At 58.3% G+C, this 15,721-nt stretch carries 16 protein-coding genes; 6 read left to right on the plus strand and 10 right to left on the minus strand.

Annotated features, from left to right (window positions below; all coding sequences use genetic code 11):
• Positions 1-33 precede the first annotated feature (33 nt).
• The gene (locus tag AB4P97_RS25405) at positions 34-417 is read right to left on the minus strand and encodes a PaaI family thioesterase (protein WP_115146048.1); all 384 of its coding nucleotides are present in this window, start codon (positions 415-417) and stop codon (positions 34-36) included.
• Positions 417-2,741, minus strand: a complete 2,325-nt coding sequence (locus AB4P97_RS25410) for a Tex family protein (RefSeq protein WP_042557133.1) — start codon at positions 2,739-2,741, stop codon at positions 417-419. Before AB4P97_RS25410 ends, AB4P97_RS25405 begins: the two co-directional genes overlap by 1 nt.
• Before the next feature lie 357 nt (positions 2,742-3,098).
• On the opposite strand from AB4P97_RS25410, the gene ompR reads away from it, so the two are divergent.
• On the plus strand, positions 3,099-3,839 hold the full coding sequence (ompR, locus tag AB4P97_RS25415) for a two-component system response regulator OmpR (RefSeq protein ID WP_042557134.1): 741 nt from the start codon (positions 3,099-3,101) through the stop codon (positions 3,837-3,839).
• A 114-nt stretch (positions 3,840-3,953) separates the two neighbouring features.
• The gene (locus tag AB4P97_RS25420; RefSeq protein ID WP_042557135.1) at positions 3,954-5,267 is read left to right on the plus strand and encodes an ATP-binding protein; all 1,314 of its coding nucleotides are present in this window, start codon (positions 3,954-3,956) and stop codon (positions 5,265-5,267) included.
• A 75-nt stretch (positions 5,268-5,342) separates the two neighbouring features.
• Here the strand turns inward: AB4P97_RS25420 and rimK are convergent, their stop codons facing one another.
• The 3 genes from rimK to AB4P97_RS25435 all read right to left on the minus strand — a co-directional run bounded on the left by rimK (position 5,343) and on the right by AB4P97_RS25435 (position 7,520).
• A complete protein-coding gene (rimK, locus tag AB4P97_RS25425) occupies positions 5,343-6,248 on the minus strand; it encodes a 30S ribosomal protein S6--L-glutamate ligase (protein WP_007952690.1) in 906 nt (301 codons plus the stop codon).
• Positions 6,245-6,664: an ATP-dependent zinc protease gene (locus AB4P97_RS25430; protein ID WP_234451789.1), complete on the minus strand. Its 420-nt coding sequence runs from the start codon at positions 6,662-6,664 to the stop codon at positions 6,245-6,247. Before AB4P97_RS25430 ends, rimK begins: the two co-directional genes overlap by 4 nt.
• 76 nt (positions 6,665-6,740) lie before the next feature.
• Positions 6,741-7,520 (minus strand): EAL domain-containing protein, encoded by a 780-nt coding sequence (locus tag AB4P97_RS25435; protein WP_042557137.1) that lies wholly within the window; start codon positions 7,518-7,520, stop codon positions 6,741-6,743.
• A gap of 116 nt (positions 7,521-7,636) precedes the next feature.
• On the opposite strand from AB4P97_RS25435, the gene AB4P97_RS25440 reads away from it, so the two are divergent.
• Positions 7,637-8,044: an RNA-binding S4 domain-containing protein gene (locus tag AB4P97_RS25440; RefSeq protein ID WP_047299299.1), complete on the plus strand. Its 408-nt coding sequence runs from the start codon at positions 7,637-7,639 to the stop codon at positions 8,042-8,044.
• 135 nt (positions 8,045-8,179) lie between these two features.
• On the opposite strand, the gene AB4P97_RS25445 is transcribed toward AB4P97_RS25440, so the two are convergent.
• Positions 8,180-8,980 (minus strand): phosphatase PAP2 family protein, encoded by an 801-nt coding sequence (locus AB4P97_RS25445; RefSeq protein WP_042557139.1) that lies wholly within the window; start codon positions 8,978-8,980, stop codon positions 8,180-8,182.
• Positions 8,981-9,083: 103 nt separating this feature from the next.
• Between AB4P97_RS25445 and hslO the strand changes: the two genes are divergently transcribed.
• Together hslO and AB4P97_RS25455 are read left to right on the plus strand one after the other, a co-directional pair.
• The gene (hslO, locus tag AB4P97_RS25450; protein ID WP_042557140.1) at positions 9,084-9,986 is read left to right on the plus strand and encodes an Hsp33 family molecular chaperone HslO; all 903 of its coding nucleotides are present in this window, start codon (positions 9,084-9,086) and stop codon (positions 9,984-9,986) included.
• 181 nt (positions 9,987-10,167) lie between these two features.
• Positions 10,168-11,709, plus strand: coding sequence for a phosphoenolpyruvate carboxykinase (locus AB4P97_RS25455; RefSeq protein ID WP_047299301.1), 1,542 nt, complete (start codon positions 10,168-10,170; stop codon positions 11,707-11,709).
• A gap of 57 nt (positions 11,710-11,766) precedes the next feature.
• Here the strand turns inward: AB4P97_RS25455 and AB4P97_RS25460 are convergent, their stop codons facing one another.
• From AB4P97_RS25460 to AB4P97_RS25475, 4 genes are all read right to left on the minus strand, one after another.
• Complete coding sequence (locus AB4P97_RS25460; RefSeq protein ID WP_042557142.1) at positions 11,767-13,032, minus strand: type II toxin-antitoxin system HipA family toxin; 1,266 nt, start codon at positions 13,030-13,032, stop codon at positions 11,767-11,769.
• Positions 13,029-13,523, minus strand: coding sequence for a helix-turn-helix domain-containing protein (locus AB4P97_RS25465; protein WP_042557143.1), 495 nt, complete (start codon positions 13,521-13,523; stop codon positions 13,029-13,031). Before AB4P97_RS25465 ends, AB4P97_RS25460 begins: the two co-directional genes overlap by 4 nt.
• 312 nt (positions 13,524-13,835) lie before the next feature.
• On the minus strand, positions 13,836-14,135 hold the full coding sequence (locus tag AB4P97_RS25470) for a hypothetical protein (protein ID WP_042557144.1): 300 nt from the start codon (positions 14,133-14,135) through the stop codon (positions 13,836-13,838).
• A 388-nt stretch (positions 14,136-14,523) separates the two neighbouring features.
• A complete protein-coding gene (locus tag AB4P97_RS25475) occupies positions 14,524-14,847 on the minus strand; it encodes a hypothetical protein (protein WP_042557145.1) in 324 nt (107 codons plus the stop codon).
• 292 nt (positions 14,848-15,139) lie between these two features.
• Here AB4P97_RS25475 and AB4P97_RS25480 point away from each other — a divergent pair, with 292 nt between their 5' ends.
• Positions 15,140-15,643, plus strand: coding sequence for a hypothetical protein (locus tag AB4P97_RS25480; protein WP_042557146.1), 504 nt, complete (start codon positions 15,140-15,142; stop codon positions 15,641-15,643).
• Positions 15,644-15,721 lie beyond the last annotated feature (78 nt).

Genomic DNA, 15,721 nt, shown 5'->3' on the forward strand with positions numbered 1-15,721 from the left:
GCGCCGAAATTAACTCAAAATGATGATCAACATCTACAGGACAGCGAACGTGCCTTGCGCTTTTGCGACCAGTTTGTCGCCCTGCATCACCTCGGCCTCGACCACCAGCGTGCGCCGGCCCGGGTGAATCACCCGGGCCGTGCACAGCACCTCGCCGTCCGAGACGGCGCGGATATAGTTGATCTTGCACTCGATGGTCGCGCTCTGCTGATCGAAGCCGTGGGTGCTGGAACAGGCCAGCCCCATGGCGATATCGACCAGACTGAACAGCGCGCCGCCGTGCAATTTTCCGCCGCGATTGCGCAGTTCCGGTTCCAGCCCCAGGGCGACTTGCGCCACCCCGGTTTCCAGGCTGTGCAGGCGGCAGCCCAACAGCTTGAAAAACGCGCTCTCGACGAGCCCGGCCGGAATTTCCATCAGCGTTTCTTCAGCTGTTTGGCGTTGGCGAACAGCGAGGCCATTGCATTGTTTACTGGCGCTGCGGTCGCGGTTTCCTTGCGCGGCGCGTTGTTCGACGGCTGACGCTGCGCCGAGCCCGGACGCGAGCCGCGGGCACCGTCGATTTTCTCGCCCGGGGTGTCGCCCATGCGCATCGACAGGCCGACGCGTTTGCGCGGGATGTCGACTTCCATGACCTTCACTTTCACCACATCACCGGCCTTCACCGCTTCGCGTGGGTCCTTGATGAACTTCTCCGACAGCGCCGAGATGTGCACGAGACCATCCTGATGCACGCCGATGTCGACGAATGCGCCGAACGCGGTCACGTTGGTGACGACACCTTCAAGGATCATCCCCAGTTGCAGGTCCTTGAGGTCTTCTACGCCTTCCTGGAACTCGGCAGTCTTGAACTCCGGACGCGGGTCGCGGCCGGGTTTTTCCAGTTCCTGGAGGATGTCGGTCACCGTCGGCAGACCGAAGGTCTCGTCGGTGAATTTCTTCGGATCCAGACGCTTGAGGAAACTGGCGTCGCCGATCAGCGAGCGGATGTCGCGGTCGGTTTCAGCCGCAATGCGTTGCACCAGCGGATAGGCTTCCGGGTGAACGGCCGAGGAATCCAGCGGGTTGTCGCCGTTCATCACACGCAAGAAACCGGCAGCCTGTTCGAAGGTTTTTTCGCCCAGACGTGCGACTTTCTTCAGCGCCGCACGGGTCTTGAACGCGCCGTGTTCGTCGCGGTGAGCAACGATATTCTGCGCCAGCGTGGCGTTGAGGCCGGAGATCCGCGCCAGCAGCGCCACCGAGGCGGTGTTGACGTCGACACCGACGGCGTTCACGCAGTCTTCGACCACGGCATCCAGACCGCGCGCCAGTTTCAGCTGCGAGACGTCGTGCTGGTACTGGCCAACGCCGATGGATTTCGGATCGATCTTCACCAGCTCTGCCAGCGGATCCTGCAGACGGCGAGCGATGGACACCGCGCCACGGATCGACACGTCCAGATCGGGGAATTCCTTGGCTGCCAGTTCCGACGCCGAGTACACCGATGCACCGGCCTCCGAAACCATGACCTTGGTCATCTTCATCGCCGGATATTTTTTGATCAGTTCGATGGCCAGTTTGTCGGTTTCGCGGCTGGCGGTGCCGTTGCCGATGGCGATCAGGTCAACCGAGTGCTTGGCGCACAGGGCGGCCAGAATGGCGATGGTCTGATCCCACTTGTTGTGCGGCACGTGCGGGTAAACCGTGGCGTGATCGAGCATCTTGCCGGTCGAATCGACCACGGCGACCTTGCAACCGGTACGCAGGCCCGGGTCGAGGCCCAGGGTTGCGCGTGGGCCGGCCGGTGCGGCCAGCAACAGGTCATGCAGGTTGTGGGCGAAAACATTGATCGCCTCGGTTTCGGCGCCGTCGCGCAGCTCGCCCAGCAGGTCGGTTTCGAGGTGGGTGTAGAGCTTGACCTTCCAGGTCCAGCGCACCACTTCACCGAGCCATTTGTCGGCCGGACGGTTCTGGTTCTGGATATTGAATTGCTGGCCGATCATGCCTTCGCACGGATGCATGGTGCCCGGCAGTTCGTCGCCGACTTTCAGCGCAGAGCTGAGAATGCCTTCGTTGCGGCCACGGAAAATCGCCAATGCGCGGTGCGACGGCATGCTTTTCAGCGGTTCGTCGTGTTCGAAGTAGTCGCGGAACTTGGCGCCTTCCTCTTCTTTGCCGGCGATGACGCGGGCACTGAGGATGGCTTCCTGCTTGAGATAGGTACGCAGTTTTTCCAGCAGGCTGGCGTCTTCGGCGAAACGCTCCATCAGGATGTACTTGGCGCCTTCCAGCGCAGCCTTCACGTCGGCCACGCCTTTTTCGGCATCGACGAAGCGTGCGGCTTCGGTTTCCGGTGTAAGGTTCGGGTCGTTGAACAGGCCGTCGGCCAGGTCGCCGAGGCCGGCTTCCAGGGCAATCTGGCCCTTGGTGCGGCGCTTTTGCTTGTACGGCAGGTACAAGTCTTCGAGGCGGGTCTTGGTGTCGGCGAGTTTGATATCGCGCTCAAGAGCAGGAGTGAGTTTGCCTTGCTCCTCGATACTGGCCAGGATGCTGATGCGCCGTTCGTCGAGTTCTCGCAGGTAGCGCAGACGCTCTTCCAGATGACGCAACTGGGTGTCATCGAGGCTGCCGGTGACTTCTTTCCGGTAGCGGGCAATGAAGGGTACGGTAGAGCCTTCATCGAGTAGCGCGACGGCCGCTTCGACCTGTTGTGGGCGTACGCCGAGTTCCTCGGCGATGCGGCTGTTGATGCTGTCCATAAAACCACCTGACATATTGTGAAAGCAGGCTCGCAGGCACGGAAATAAAGGCCCGGAGTCTGGTTGAGCGGCTTGAAGATTGCCGCTGCCTGGGTCAAAAGGCAGCCCATTGACCCGTGAAATCGAACTATTACTGCGCTGGCCGGGAAAAAAGACGGCCACTTGCGGTAACGATTCAGACGTTGCCTGGCACAAAACGCCGCGCATTATAACCAGCGTTCTGTCATTCGGGGGCGTCACAGTCTGTAGGCTTAAACCCCGGTTTTCTGGCAGTGAAGGAAAAATCTGCTAACAATGCACACGGTGCGTATAACGGCAGCTACGCCATAATGCGCGCCGAGCTAAAAGGAGCATCCAATGAGCAGCACTGCACAAACTGCTGAAGGCGAAAAAATTCTTATCGTTGATGACGATCCGGGGCTGAGCAGCCTGCTGGAACGTTTCTTCGTCAGCAAGGGCTACCGTGCCCGTACCGTACCGAATACCGAGCAGATGGACCGTCTGCTGGCGCGTGAAGTATTCAATCTGGTCGTCCTCGACTTGATGCTGCCCGGCGAAGACGGTCTGACCGCTTGCCGCCGCCTGCGGGCCGCGAACAACCAGATTCCGATCATCATGCTCACCGCCAAGGGCGATGAGATGAGCCGCATCAAGGGCCTGGAACTGGGCGCTGACGATTACCTGGCCAAGCCGTTCAACCCGGACGAGCTGATGGCCCGGGTCAAAGCGGTGTTGCGTCGCCAGGCCGCACCAGTGCCGGGCGCGCCGGGCAGCGAAGACGAAAATGTCACCTTCGGTGATTACGTGTTGTCGCTGGCCACTCGCGAACTGAAACGTGGCGACGAAGTGCACATGCTCACTACCGGTGAGTTTGCGGTACTCAAGGCCTTGGTGATGAACGCGCGTCAGCCGCTGACCCGCGACAAGCTCATGAACCTGGCCCGTGGCCGCGAGTGGGATGCCCTGGAGCGTTCCATCGACGTGCAGATCTCCCGTCTGCGCCGGATGATCGAGCCTGATCCGTCGAAACCGCGCTACATCCAGACTGTCTGGGGCGTTGGCTACGTGTTCGTACCGGATGGCGCCGCCACCAAGTGATCGGCGATTTGTAGGAGCGGGTCTGCTGGGGGTTGGTCAAACGACCATTCCCACAGACTCGCAATCCGCAATATGCGAGCATTGCTCGCTCCTGCAAGTGTGTAGCGGTTATTGATGAAGACGCCCGTCTGGTTCCCCCAAAGTTTTTTCTCCCGCACCCTCTGGCTGGTGCTCATCGTCGTGCTGTTTTCCAAGGCGCTGACCCTGGTTTATCTGTTGATGAACGAGGACGTGCTGGTGGATCGTCAATACAGCCACGGCGTCGCCCTGACGCTGCGCGCCTATTGGGCCGCCGACGAAGAAAACCGCGCGAAGATCGCCGATGCCGCGACCCTGATCCGGGTGGTGGGTGCCGGTGTGCCGGAAGGCGAACAGCACTGGCCGTACAGCGAGATCTATCAACGACAGATGCAGGCGGAACTCGGCGCCGACACCGAAGTGCGATTACGCATGCATTCGCCGCCGGCCCTGTGGGTTCGCGCCCCGAGCCTGGGCGATGGCTGGCTGAAAGTGCCGTTGTATCCACATCCGTTGCGTGGCCAGAAAATCTGGAACGTGCTGGGCTGGTTCCTCGCGATCGGTTTGCTGTCGACGGCCTCGGCGTGGATTTTTGTCAGCCAGCTCAACCAACCCTTGAAGCGTTTGGTATACGCCGCCCGGCAACTCGGCCAGGGTCGAAGCGTACGTCTGCCGATCAGCGACACGCCGAGCGAGATGACCGAGGTCTATCGCGCCTTCAATCAGATGGCCGAAGACGTCGAACAGGCCGGACGTGAGCGTGAGCTGATGCTGGCCGGCGTCTCCCATGACTTGCGTACGCCGTTGACGCGCTTGCGTCTGTCGCTGGAGTTGATGGGCGACCACAACGACCTGACCGACGACATGGTGCGCGACATCGAAGACATGGACGCGATTCTCGACCAGTTCCTCGCGTTCATTCGCGATGGTCGTGACGAGTCGGTGGAGGAGGTCGACCTCAGCGATCTGGTGCGTGAAGTGGCGGCGCCGTACAACCAGACTGAAGAGAAAGTTCGTCTGCGCCTAGAGCCGATCCAGCCGTTCCCGTTGCGTCGGGTATCGATGAAACGTCTGCTCAACAACCTGATCGGCAACGCTTTGAACCATGCCGGCAGCGGCGTTGAAGTGGCGGCTTATGTGTCCGGCGACACCAGTGCGCCGTATGTGGTGCTGAGTGTGATGGACCGTGGTGCGGGGATTGACCCGTCGGAGCTTGAGGCGATTTTCAACCCGTTCACCCGTGGCGACCGTGCGCGCGGCGGCAAGGGTACGGGGTTGGGCTTGGCGATCGTGAAGCGGATTGCTTCGATGCATGGCGGCAATGTTGAACTGCGTAACCGGTCCGGGGGTGGGCTGGAGGCGCGAGTAAGGTTGCCGTTGGGGTTGATGCTGCCGCGGGATGCGGTATAGAAGCAGCTGCAAGTTTCAAGCGGCAAGCAAGAGCGACTTTACTTGTCGCTTGGGGCTTGCCGCTTGAAGCTGGCTTTAGCCTTTGCCTTTGGTGCGGGTCATATTCGGCCCGCCATTCTTCTCAAGATGCTCAATGATGATTCCCGCCACGTTCTTCCCGGTGGTGGTCTCGATCCCCTCCAGCCCCGGCGACGAATTCACTTCCATCACCAGTGGCCCGTGATTGGAGCGCAGAATATCCACGCCCGCCACCGACAGGCCCATGACCTTGGCTGCACGCAGCGCCGTCATGCGTTCTTCCGGGGTGATCTTGATCAGGCTGGCGCTGCCGCCGCGATGCAGGTTTGAGCGGAATTCACCCGGTTTGGCCTGACGCTTCATTGCCGCGATTACCTTGTCGCCGACCACGAAGCAGCGGATGTCTGCACCGCCAGCCTCCTTGATGTATTCCTGAACCATGATGTTCTGCTTCAGGCCCATGAACGCCTCGATCACCGACTCGGCGGCGGTCGCGGTTTCGCACAACACCACGCCGATGCCCTGGGTGCCTTCCAGCACTTTGATCACCAGTGGCGCACCGTTGACCATGTCGATCAGGTCGGGAATATCGTCCGGCGAGTGAGCAAACCCGGTCACCGGCAAACCAATGCCACGGCGCGACAGCAGTTGCAGCGAGCGCAATTTGTCCCGCGAACGGGCAATGGCCACCGACTCATTGAGAGGGAACACGCCCATCATTTCGAACTGGCGCAACACCGCGCAGCCATAGAACGTCACCGACGCGCCGATCCGCGGGATCACCGCGTCGAAGCCTTCCAGCGGTTTGCCGCGATAGTGGATCTGCGGCTTGTGGCTGGCGATGTTCATGTAGGCGCGCAAGGTGTCGATCACTACCATTTCATGCCCGCGTTCAGTGCCGGCCTCAACCAGACGACGGGTGGAATACAGACGCGGGTTCCGCGACAGCACAGCGATCTTCATGCAACACCTGTGGAGGAGGTAGATACCGGGAACACCGGCTTGTCTTGTACATATTTGATGCCCGGATTGACCACCAGCTGGCCATCAATCAGGGCTTTGGAGCCAAGTAACAGGCGATAGCGCATGGACTTGCGGCAGGCCAGGGTGAACTCGATTGGCCAGACCCGATCACCCAGAGCGAGGGTGGTGCTGATCACGTAGCGCTCCTGGGCATGGCCGTTGGAGCTCTTGATGGTTTTGCGTGTCACCAGTGGTGCTTCGCAACGCCGGTGACGCAACTGCACCACCGTGCCCAGGTGCGCGGTAAAACGCACCCATTTCTCGCCGTCACGTTCGAACGGTTCGATGTCGGTGGCATGCAGGCTGGAGGTACTGGCACCGGTGTCGATTTTTGCGCGCAGGCCCGCAACTCCCAAATCCGGGAGCGCCACCCACTCGCGCAGACCGACAACGGTCAAATGGTCAAATGTCTTCAATATAAAAAACCAACGATTAACGCGCCCAGGCGTCAGGTGATATCTGAGCCAAGGCTTTGAACGCAGGTTTGGCGAACCAGTATCCCTGCATCAGAAATATTCCACAGTCCGCCAGGAAATCCCGTTCTCCGGCGCTCTCGATGCCTTCGGCAATGACTGTAACGTCCAACTCCGCACAGATTGTGACAATCCCCCGCACGATTGCCTGACGGACACGGTCTTGATCGACATCGCGGATCAACGCCATGTCGAGTTTGATCAGGTCCGGTTGGAAATCAGCCAGCAGATTGAGCCCCGAATAACCGGCACCGAAATCGTCGATGGCGGTCTTGAAGCCGAATTCGCGGTATTCACGCAGAATATTGGTCAAATGGCGATAGTTATCTACGTGCTGGCTTTCCAGTGTTTCAAAAATCAGCCGGTCGACCGGGAAATTGTGTTTTTTTGCCGCCTCCAGGGTGCTGCGAATACATAACTCTGGACGATAGACAGCGTTGGGCATGAAGTTGATCGACAAGTGTGTCTGCATATTAAGATTGGCCGCGCCTTCGATGGCGCGCATCCGGCAGAGCTGGTCGAAACGGTAGCGGTTTTCTTCTGTAACCTGATCTAACACCGTCAATGCCCCTTCGCCAGCGACACCGCGGACCAGCGCTTCATGAGCGAAAACCGACTGGTCGCGCAGATCGACGATAGGTTGGTAGGCGAAGGCAAAATCGAAGTCCAGCGGCTCGCTTTGCTGGCATCCCTGGCAACCCGCCTTGGGCGAAGTCAATGAAGACGGAAATTTAGACACTCGATCACTCCTTGCCGCTGAAACGGTCAAGATCACAGTCTATCTGGAGGGCCGAGTTCTTGCGCCCGACAGAAACGGTAGTACAGTTCCGACTACTGGCTGAGCGAGGAATTCATATGGCACAAAAACAGGAAGAGGACGACAAGGTCCGTCTCGATAAATGGTTGTGGGCGGCGCGCTTTTATAAAACCCGTGCCTTGGCCAAAGCCGCCATCGAGAGTGGCAAGGTGCATTGTCGAGGTGAGCGCTGCAAGCCCGGCAAAGAGCCACGCGTCGGCGACGAGTTTGAGATACGTACCGGCTTCGAGGTGCGCATCGTGAGGGTCGAAGCCTTGTCGATCGTGCGTCGTGGGGCCCCCGAGGCGCAGGCTTTGTACGCGGAAACCGACGCGAGTATTGCCAAGCGCGAAGCGGCCGCAGCAATGCGCAAGGCTGGCGCGTTGGGCATGAGCACCGACGGCAAACCGAGCAAGAAGCAGCGGCGGGATCTGTTTAAATTTCGTGGGAACAGCAACGACGACTAAGGCTGATGTTTCAGTGTTGTCTGTGCCGACCTCATCGCCCGCAGGCTGGCTCCCACAGTTTGAAATGCAATCCGACTGTGAGAGCCAGGCTACTGGCGATTCGAGTGCGCAGCACTCGCCGGGGGTGACGCGGTATCAGGCGCTACGCACAACGCTCATCCGCGAAACCAGCGGCAGCTTGCCCAGCAGATTGAAAATCGGCGCCGTCACCTTCAGCCAGAAATTCGCCGCGTGATAGGCAAACGGCGTGTAGTAACCCCAGCCCAATGCCCACACCGCCAGCAACATCCCGCCGATGTAATCGTCCTGACCCCAATGCGCGCCAGCCACCAGTCGCGGCAGCATGAACAGCAGCGTCAGGCTCCAGATCGTCACGAACTGCCCGACCGTACGGCTGAACACACCCATGAACAGGGCCCAGATCAGCAGCACCGACGCATGGTCACCGGGGAAGCTCTGGCCCGAGCGATCCTTCAGCTCCCAGGCCTTTTCCAGATGCGGGAAGTAGTCGCTGAGGTGCACCGCGCCTTCCAGCACCATCGACGGACTGCTGTGCTGCCAGCCCATGTGGTCGGCGAACTTGGAAAACAGTGCGCGAATCACCACCATCAACAGCAGGATCGAGAAAAAACCGAAAAACGCGCGACGCACGTCAATCGCCTTGAACACCCAGTCGCCCTTGATCAACAGCATCAGCAGAATCAGTCCGACGACGATGTCGAACGGGCGCAGACTTGCAATTGCCCAAATGTGGAGCCATATCGGGTTGCTGGCCAGCGGTGCATTGAGCGAGCGAAACAGCCACTCGTCGAAAATCACACACAGCATGTTGCCCGTAGGCCATAACCAGAAAGCCAGCAACGCCAATGGCACGACGTTGCACAGAACCAGCCGGCCGAGGTTCCACCTTGATTGGAACAAACCCGGATTGTTCATAAAATGCCTCCCGTGGCTGAACGATCGCACCAAACAGGTGCAAAGAAGCGCGGCATTTTCATATTTTGTAACCAATTTGTCATCAATTCAGATACCCAAACCTATGACCGATCTCCCGGATACCGATTACACCCAACGCTTCATCTTCGATGACAGCGATACTCGCGGCGAGCTGGTAGCGCTTGAGCGCAGCTACGCCGAAGTCCTCGCCAAGCACCCGTACCCGGAGCCGGTTGCGCAACTGCTGGGCGAATTGATGGCGGCGGCCTCGTTGCTGGTGGGCACCCTGAAGTTCGACGGTTTGCTGATTCTGCAGGCGCGTTCCGAAGGCCCGATCCCGATGTTGATGATCGAGTGCTCCAGCGACCGTGAGATTCGTGGTCTGGCGCGTTATCACGCCGATCAGGTCTCGGCGGATGCGACCCTCAGCGACTTGATGCCCAACGGCGTCCTGGCCCTGACCGTCGACCCGACCGTTGGCCAGCGCTATCAGGGCATCGTCGACCTCGATGGCGAAACCCTGTCCGATTGCTTCACCAATTATTTCGTCATGTCGCAGCAGGTGGGCACCCGCTTCAAGCTGTTCGCCGACGGTCGTCGTGCCCGTGGCATGTTGTTGCAACAACTGCCGGCCGATCGCCTGAAAGACGAAGAAGATCGCGCCGCCAGCTGGCAGCACATCACCGCGTTGGCCAGCACCCTGAGCGCCGATGAACTGTTGAGCCTGGACAACGAAACCGTGCTGCATCGCCTTTATCATGAAGAGCAAGTTCGCCTGTTCGATGTGCAACATCTGCGGTTCCACTGCAGCTGCTCGCGTGAACGCTCGGGCAATGCGCTGGTCAGTCTGGGTCTGGAAGATGCGCAGGCACTGGTGGCCGAGCAGGGCGGTACAGTCGAGATCGATTGCCAGTTCTGCAACGAGCGCTACCTGTTTGATGCGGCCGATATCGCTCAATTGTTCGCAGGTGCGGGCGTCGACACGCCGTCAGATACCCGGCACTAAAACGGTTCAGCGCAGGTAAATTCACTGCTCAACGACGGAATTACGCCGTTACGACGGGAGGGCCCTACTATTTTTGGGCTTTTCTGGCATAATCCGGCCCACTTTTTTCGCGGTAGTAGTGCACGACTTTCTACTACAAAACGTTTGGAGCACACTCGGCCACTGGCCGACGGGGAACCTCATGACGCAAGCCAATAACGCCGTGTACACCGATCTGAGTGTTGATGATCTGGTAAAAGAAGCCCTGAACCGCGGTGAAGGCGAGCTTGCCGATACCGGCGCTCTGGTTGTTCGCACCGGTCATCGCACCGGCCGTTCGCCAGTCGACCGTTTCATCGTTGAAGAGCCTTCCACTCAGGCCGCTATCGCCTGGGGCCCGATCAACCGCAAGTTCCCGGCCGACAAGTTCGATGCCTTGTGGGCTCGCGTAGAAGCCTTCAACAACGCGCAAGAGCACTTCGTTTCCCACGTGCATGTAGGCGCGGCTGAAGATCACTACCTGGCCGTGAAAATGACTACCCAGACTGCCTGGCAGAATCTGTTCGGTCGTTGCCTGTTCATCAACCCGGCCCAGTACAATCCGGCTGGCCGTGATGAGTGGCAAGTGCTCAACGTCGCCAATTTCGAGTGCGTGCCTGAGCGTGACGGCACCAACTCCGACGGTTGCGTGATCATCAACTTCGCACAGAAAAAAGTGCTGATCGCTGGCATGCGTTACGCCGGCGAGATGAAGAAAGCCATGTTCTCCGTGCAGAACTTCCTGCTGCCGGCCGCTGACGTGCTGCCAATGCACTGCGCTGCCAACATCGGCGAAGAAGGCGACGTGACCCTGTTCTTCGGTCTGTCCGGCACCGGCAAGACCACCCTGTCGGCTGACGAAAGCCGTTACCTGATCGGTGACGACGAACACGGCTGGGGCGAAGGCGTTGTCTTCAACATCGAAGGCGGCTGCTACGCCAAGTGCATCGACTTGTCCGAGAAGAACGAGCCGGTCATCTGGAAAGCCATCAAGCACGGCGCTGTGCTGGAAAACGTCGTCATCGACGATGCCAAGCACGCTGACTATGCCGATGTCAGCCTGACCCAGAACAGCCGCGCTGCGTACCCGCTGGAACACGTTGCCAAGCGTTCCGAGCACAACCTCGGTGGCGAGCCGAACGCTGTGATCTTCCTGACCTGCGACCTGACCGGTGTCTTGCCGCCAGTGTCGATCCTCAACGAAGAACAAGCGGCCTACCACTTCCTGTCTGGTTACACCGCACTGGTGGGCTCGACTGAAATGGGTTCGGGCAGCGGCATCAAGTCGACCTTCTCCACCTGCTTCGGCGCACCGTTCTTCCCGCGCCCGGCCGGCGAATACGCAGAGCTGCTGATCAAGCGCATCCGCGGCTTCGGCTCCAAGGTTTACCTGGTCAACACCGGCTGGACCGGCGGTGGCTACGGCGTCGGCAAACGCTTCAACATCCCGACCACCCGCGCGGTGATCGCAGCGATCCAGAGCGGCGCCCTGATCGGCACCGAAACCGAACACCTGGACACCATCAACCTCGACGTGCCACTGGCCGTACCGGGCGTTGAAACCGGCCTGTTGAACCCACGCAACACCTGGGCTGACAAGGCTGCATACGACGAAGCCGCAAAAGCACTGGCCGGTCTGTTCATCGAGAACTTCAAGAAGTTCGAAGTGAGCGACGCGATCAAGGCTGCTGGACCGAAGTTGTAAGCGTTGGTTTGTAGTGAATGAAAAAGCCGCCCTTTGGGGCGGCTTTTTTGTGGGCGATCAAAAGGTACGAAAAGCAGGTGCCATCCTTTCCTGCTCACGTCTAGACATCCCAAGCGCACTAGCGATCTCTGGCCAAAGACTGACAACGTCTTGAATGCGCTCAATGATGTCTGTTGAGTCCTCACGGCTAACCCGAAAATACCCTGCGATTTCCCTCGCCAGCTCCAAATCCAAGGCGTTGTCGGAGTCCGTGATGTTCAGCTTCAACCCATCCGCATGCGCCACCGGATTCATGTCATACGCTGCCGACAACCGCCACCCCCGACCAGGATCCAGAACAAAACCATGGTTGCGGAGGTGGTCGTCGGTGTTGGATACGAGGATGTTGAAGACAATTCGCGACCACAGCTCACGAAGGTCTGCGTTGGGTTCCGAGCCGTGTTCCATGATTACTTCCGCCAACTCAAGATAGCTGGCGCCGGTTGAGGCGTCGTCGCCGTCGACGCGGTTGGTCATGGTCATGGCTGATGCGAAGTGATGTCGGCCGCCGCGTTCGGTTCGGTCGAAACGCTTCACCAGGAAGCAGTGGTGATCGCTTGCGTAGCGTCGGGCCATGCCGGTGGCAACACGTAGACCACAGTTGACCGCCAAAGCGTTTACTACAAATTCCCAACCACCAACATCGTAGTCATCTCTCGTACTTGGGAATTTGGCGATCCACAGTTGGCCGAACTCGTCGACTACGCTGGCTTTCGGTCTGGCGCCGCCCAGTGAGCCGCCCGGTGCGATGAGCATTCTTAGCCATTCGCGGCCATCGATGGCTGTGTTGTCCCTGTCGTTTTCCAGGGCGAGACTTGCCTGCTCTAACGCGCGCAGCTCGACAAAGGGTGGAGCGGCAATCCCGTCGCGGTCGTCGAGGAAGTTGCCTTCGTCATTGAGTTTGTAGCGAAGGGCGCCGACACGGAAAAGGTCGTGTACGCCAAGCAGGTAATCGGATTCGAACAGCTTGCTGTCCTTGGGAATCAAGCCGTCACGAATGTCCCTTTCCAAGCGGCGTTTCATCAGCAGTTGGCCCCAACGATCGGGGCTCGAGTCTGCAAAGACGCCAAAGTGGCTCTGATGGTCGCCGGGGAATTGGCGGCCTTCGAAGGGGCCGATGCGCGGGTCTAGAGTTATGGAACTCAACTCGGGATCGGCCAACGCTTTCGGGTCGTACTCAAATTCGAACACGTTGGTGTTGCGTGTTTTCCTCGCATGCAGAAATCCGAGGCGTCTGGCGCCTTTCAAGGATTCCCAGTCTGCATAAACAGCAATCAGCGTCATTCTTCACCTGTTGGTGGGCCGGCCTTTTTCTTCTTGTTCAAAAGGCTGGAGAGTGAGTGTGTGTTGAATGGGAAGTCGGCCGGAATTTTCATGGTAGTTGCGGCATCGATAACGTTTGAAGTTCCGACGTGTTCGGGTGAGCCTTTTTTTACCGCGCTGGCTGCTCGCACTCGCTGGGGCTTTTTGGCTGCGGATCGTGTTGCAGGCATTAACTGCGCATCCTGCAATTGGCGACCCATTTCATCGGCTGCAGCCAGTTTGTTCAGGTCCTTTTCCAGCCCCAGCACCTGCATGACCGACAGGTAGGCTCCGATGGTTACCCCTGAACCGCCGGACTCCAGATGGCGCAAGGTTGTCAGCGACATGCCTGATCTTTCGGCGACTTGCTTGGCCGTCAATTTGCGGCGTAGGCGAGCCAGCTTCAGTCGTTCACCAAGGTCGACTAAAAGCCGAGCAGTAGAGGGCAAAAGCGGCGCTGTTTTCTTGGCCATGTGGCAGTATTCCTTCATTTTTAAACCTTAACTGCCAGAATAATAGCACTTAAGCTGAAGGACGCTGTTTACCGCCAGATCCGTGAAAAACGAAATTAGGTGGCATTATTCCATCTGTTTTCGGTTTATATAGCTAGAATACTGCCACTTAAATGTTAGCGCTTACTCGAGTCAGTCCGGCTTTTGCCGGTACTTTTCGATAATGCTTTCCATCAGCTCATCAAAGAATTTGCTCATGGTTGCTCCCATGGTTGATTACCGTTTTTTTGATCGCTCTCACAGAGTGCATAAGAGCGATACGATCACTCAATTTCAGGCTGGAGCCTTCCAATTGAGCATCTGCTGCTGCGCGACTTGCAGCAGGTCACAACCATCCTGCGTCAGCAGATAGAGGGCGTGGGTGATGTGGGGGATGTCTTCGACGTCGGCTTGTTTGAAGCTGAGGCAGTAGAGGGTTTTTAGCAGGTCGGCGGAGGCGCGCAGGCGCTGGACGGCGCATTCGAGAGTGTCTTGCGGGTTGGCCTCTGTATCGATGATCAGGGGCTTGGTGTCGGTGAGGTTGGATTCGAGTGGGCGGTAGCGATCGGTAGTGAATTGATTCCAAGTTGTCATTTTTTAATCCTCAATTGCTTCGAAAGAAGCCACCGCATCGTGACCAAGCGACAGGAGGCGACTGTGTTCGGGTTGGTCAACCGGTGAGGATCGTGCACATACCCGGCACACCCGAGGGTGTCCCAAACACAGTCACCATAAACTGCAGGCAAGTGAGTGCCGGCAGCATACAGCGCGTGCGTATACACGATCCAATCGGGTGACCAAACCCGAGCCGCTGATTTGGCAGCGACAGTCACGACTATAGAGACGAGCTACAGGGCGGCGATAGAAGACAAGGAGTCTGCCCTTGTAGGAACGGGACGGAGATTTGATAGGTCATTGCTGCTGTTCCATCAACAGTTTTAAACGGGCGCGCTTATCTGTCGGCGGATGTGAACAGCGGGATTCAGAGTGCCGGGTTGTTTTCAAGAGGGTTGTTGGTTGCTTGTGGGTGTTCGATTTTAAACTTGGCAACTTCCAGCAGTTCGCAGCCATCCTGAGTCAATAAGTACAGCGCATTGATGATGTTCGGGATGTCTTTGACGTCTGCTTGTTTGAAACACAGACAGTACAGAGTTTCCAAAAGATTGTTGGCGGCGCCCAATCTTTGTTGAGCGGCATTCAGCAAATCTTGATGACAGGCTTCTGTATCGATGACCAGCACCGGCTTGTCGCTGTAGCAGGTTTTCAAACGGCGGTAGCGGTTGAGGGGGGATTGAGGTGGGTTCATGGATCAAGCCTGTCCTTTGAGAGATCGCTACGGCGGGATTCAGTCGCGTCGGCCACTATAAGAGGGCGCTGCTCCGTGGGACAAGACAGCCAGGATGGACAGCGTTTGTAGGGGGTTTACCGGGGTTCGGGTATTTGCCCTACATGTTTTCCAGGGCTTTTCAGGGCAAAACCCTTAGATAGGATTTTTCCTACAGGTTTGTCAGGCGTTTCGCGGTAAACCGCTGTATCGTGCGCGCCAGAATCTGTGGGACGTTTCCAAACGTCCGATACGCGCTTAAAGGGAATTAGGTATGCAGTGGCTACGAATGGCCTCGATCGTATTGCTGTGGACCAGTGGTTGTCGTTTGGCAATGTCCGCCGACGTTGGCAATCCGCTGGTACTCGATCATTTGAATCGCACCGGATGGCCGGACGCGCTCACCAGCCAAGCGAATGTCGACACGGCGTCGCGCGCCGAGGTGTTGATGTTCGGCAAAGCCTTGCTCGCCAGCGAAGCGTTGGACGAGTCGGGTTTGAAGCAGAAGCTGGGTGTGCCGAAAGTGCAGTTGAAGTCGATCAGACAACTGCGTGATGGTTTGTGGGATCACTTGCTGAGCACTTATCGCAACGCCAGTCAGGACTGTGCTGAACAACCGTTTTGTCCACAGGTACGCAGTGTTGCCGATCTGCGTCAATTGGCGGCAGCGTTCACCGGCGACATCAGCCCGGCCCATGCGTTGTGGGCGAGCAAGAGCCTGGGTGTGCACGAGCAGATGTTGAATGAGCAACTGCGGGTGGCAGTGTTGCGGCCATGAACGTTTAGATTTTGTGTAGTCAGTGCCGGCCTCTTCGCGGGCAAGCCCGCTCCCACAGGGACCGTGGCGTTCAGGTGA

The organism is Pseudomonas sp. A1230, assembly GCF_044218825.1.
Classification (GTDB): domain Bacteria; phylum Pseudomonadota; class Gammaproteobacteria; order Pseudomonadales; family Pseudomonadaceae; genus Aquipseudomonas; species Aquipseudomonas iridis.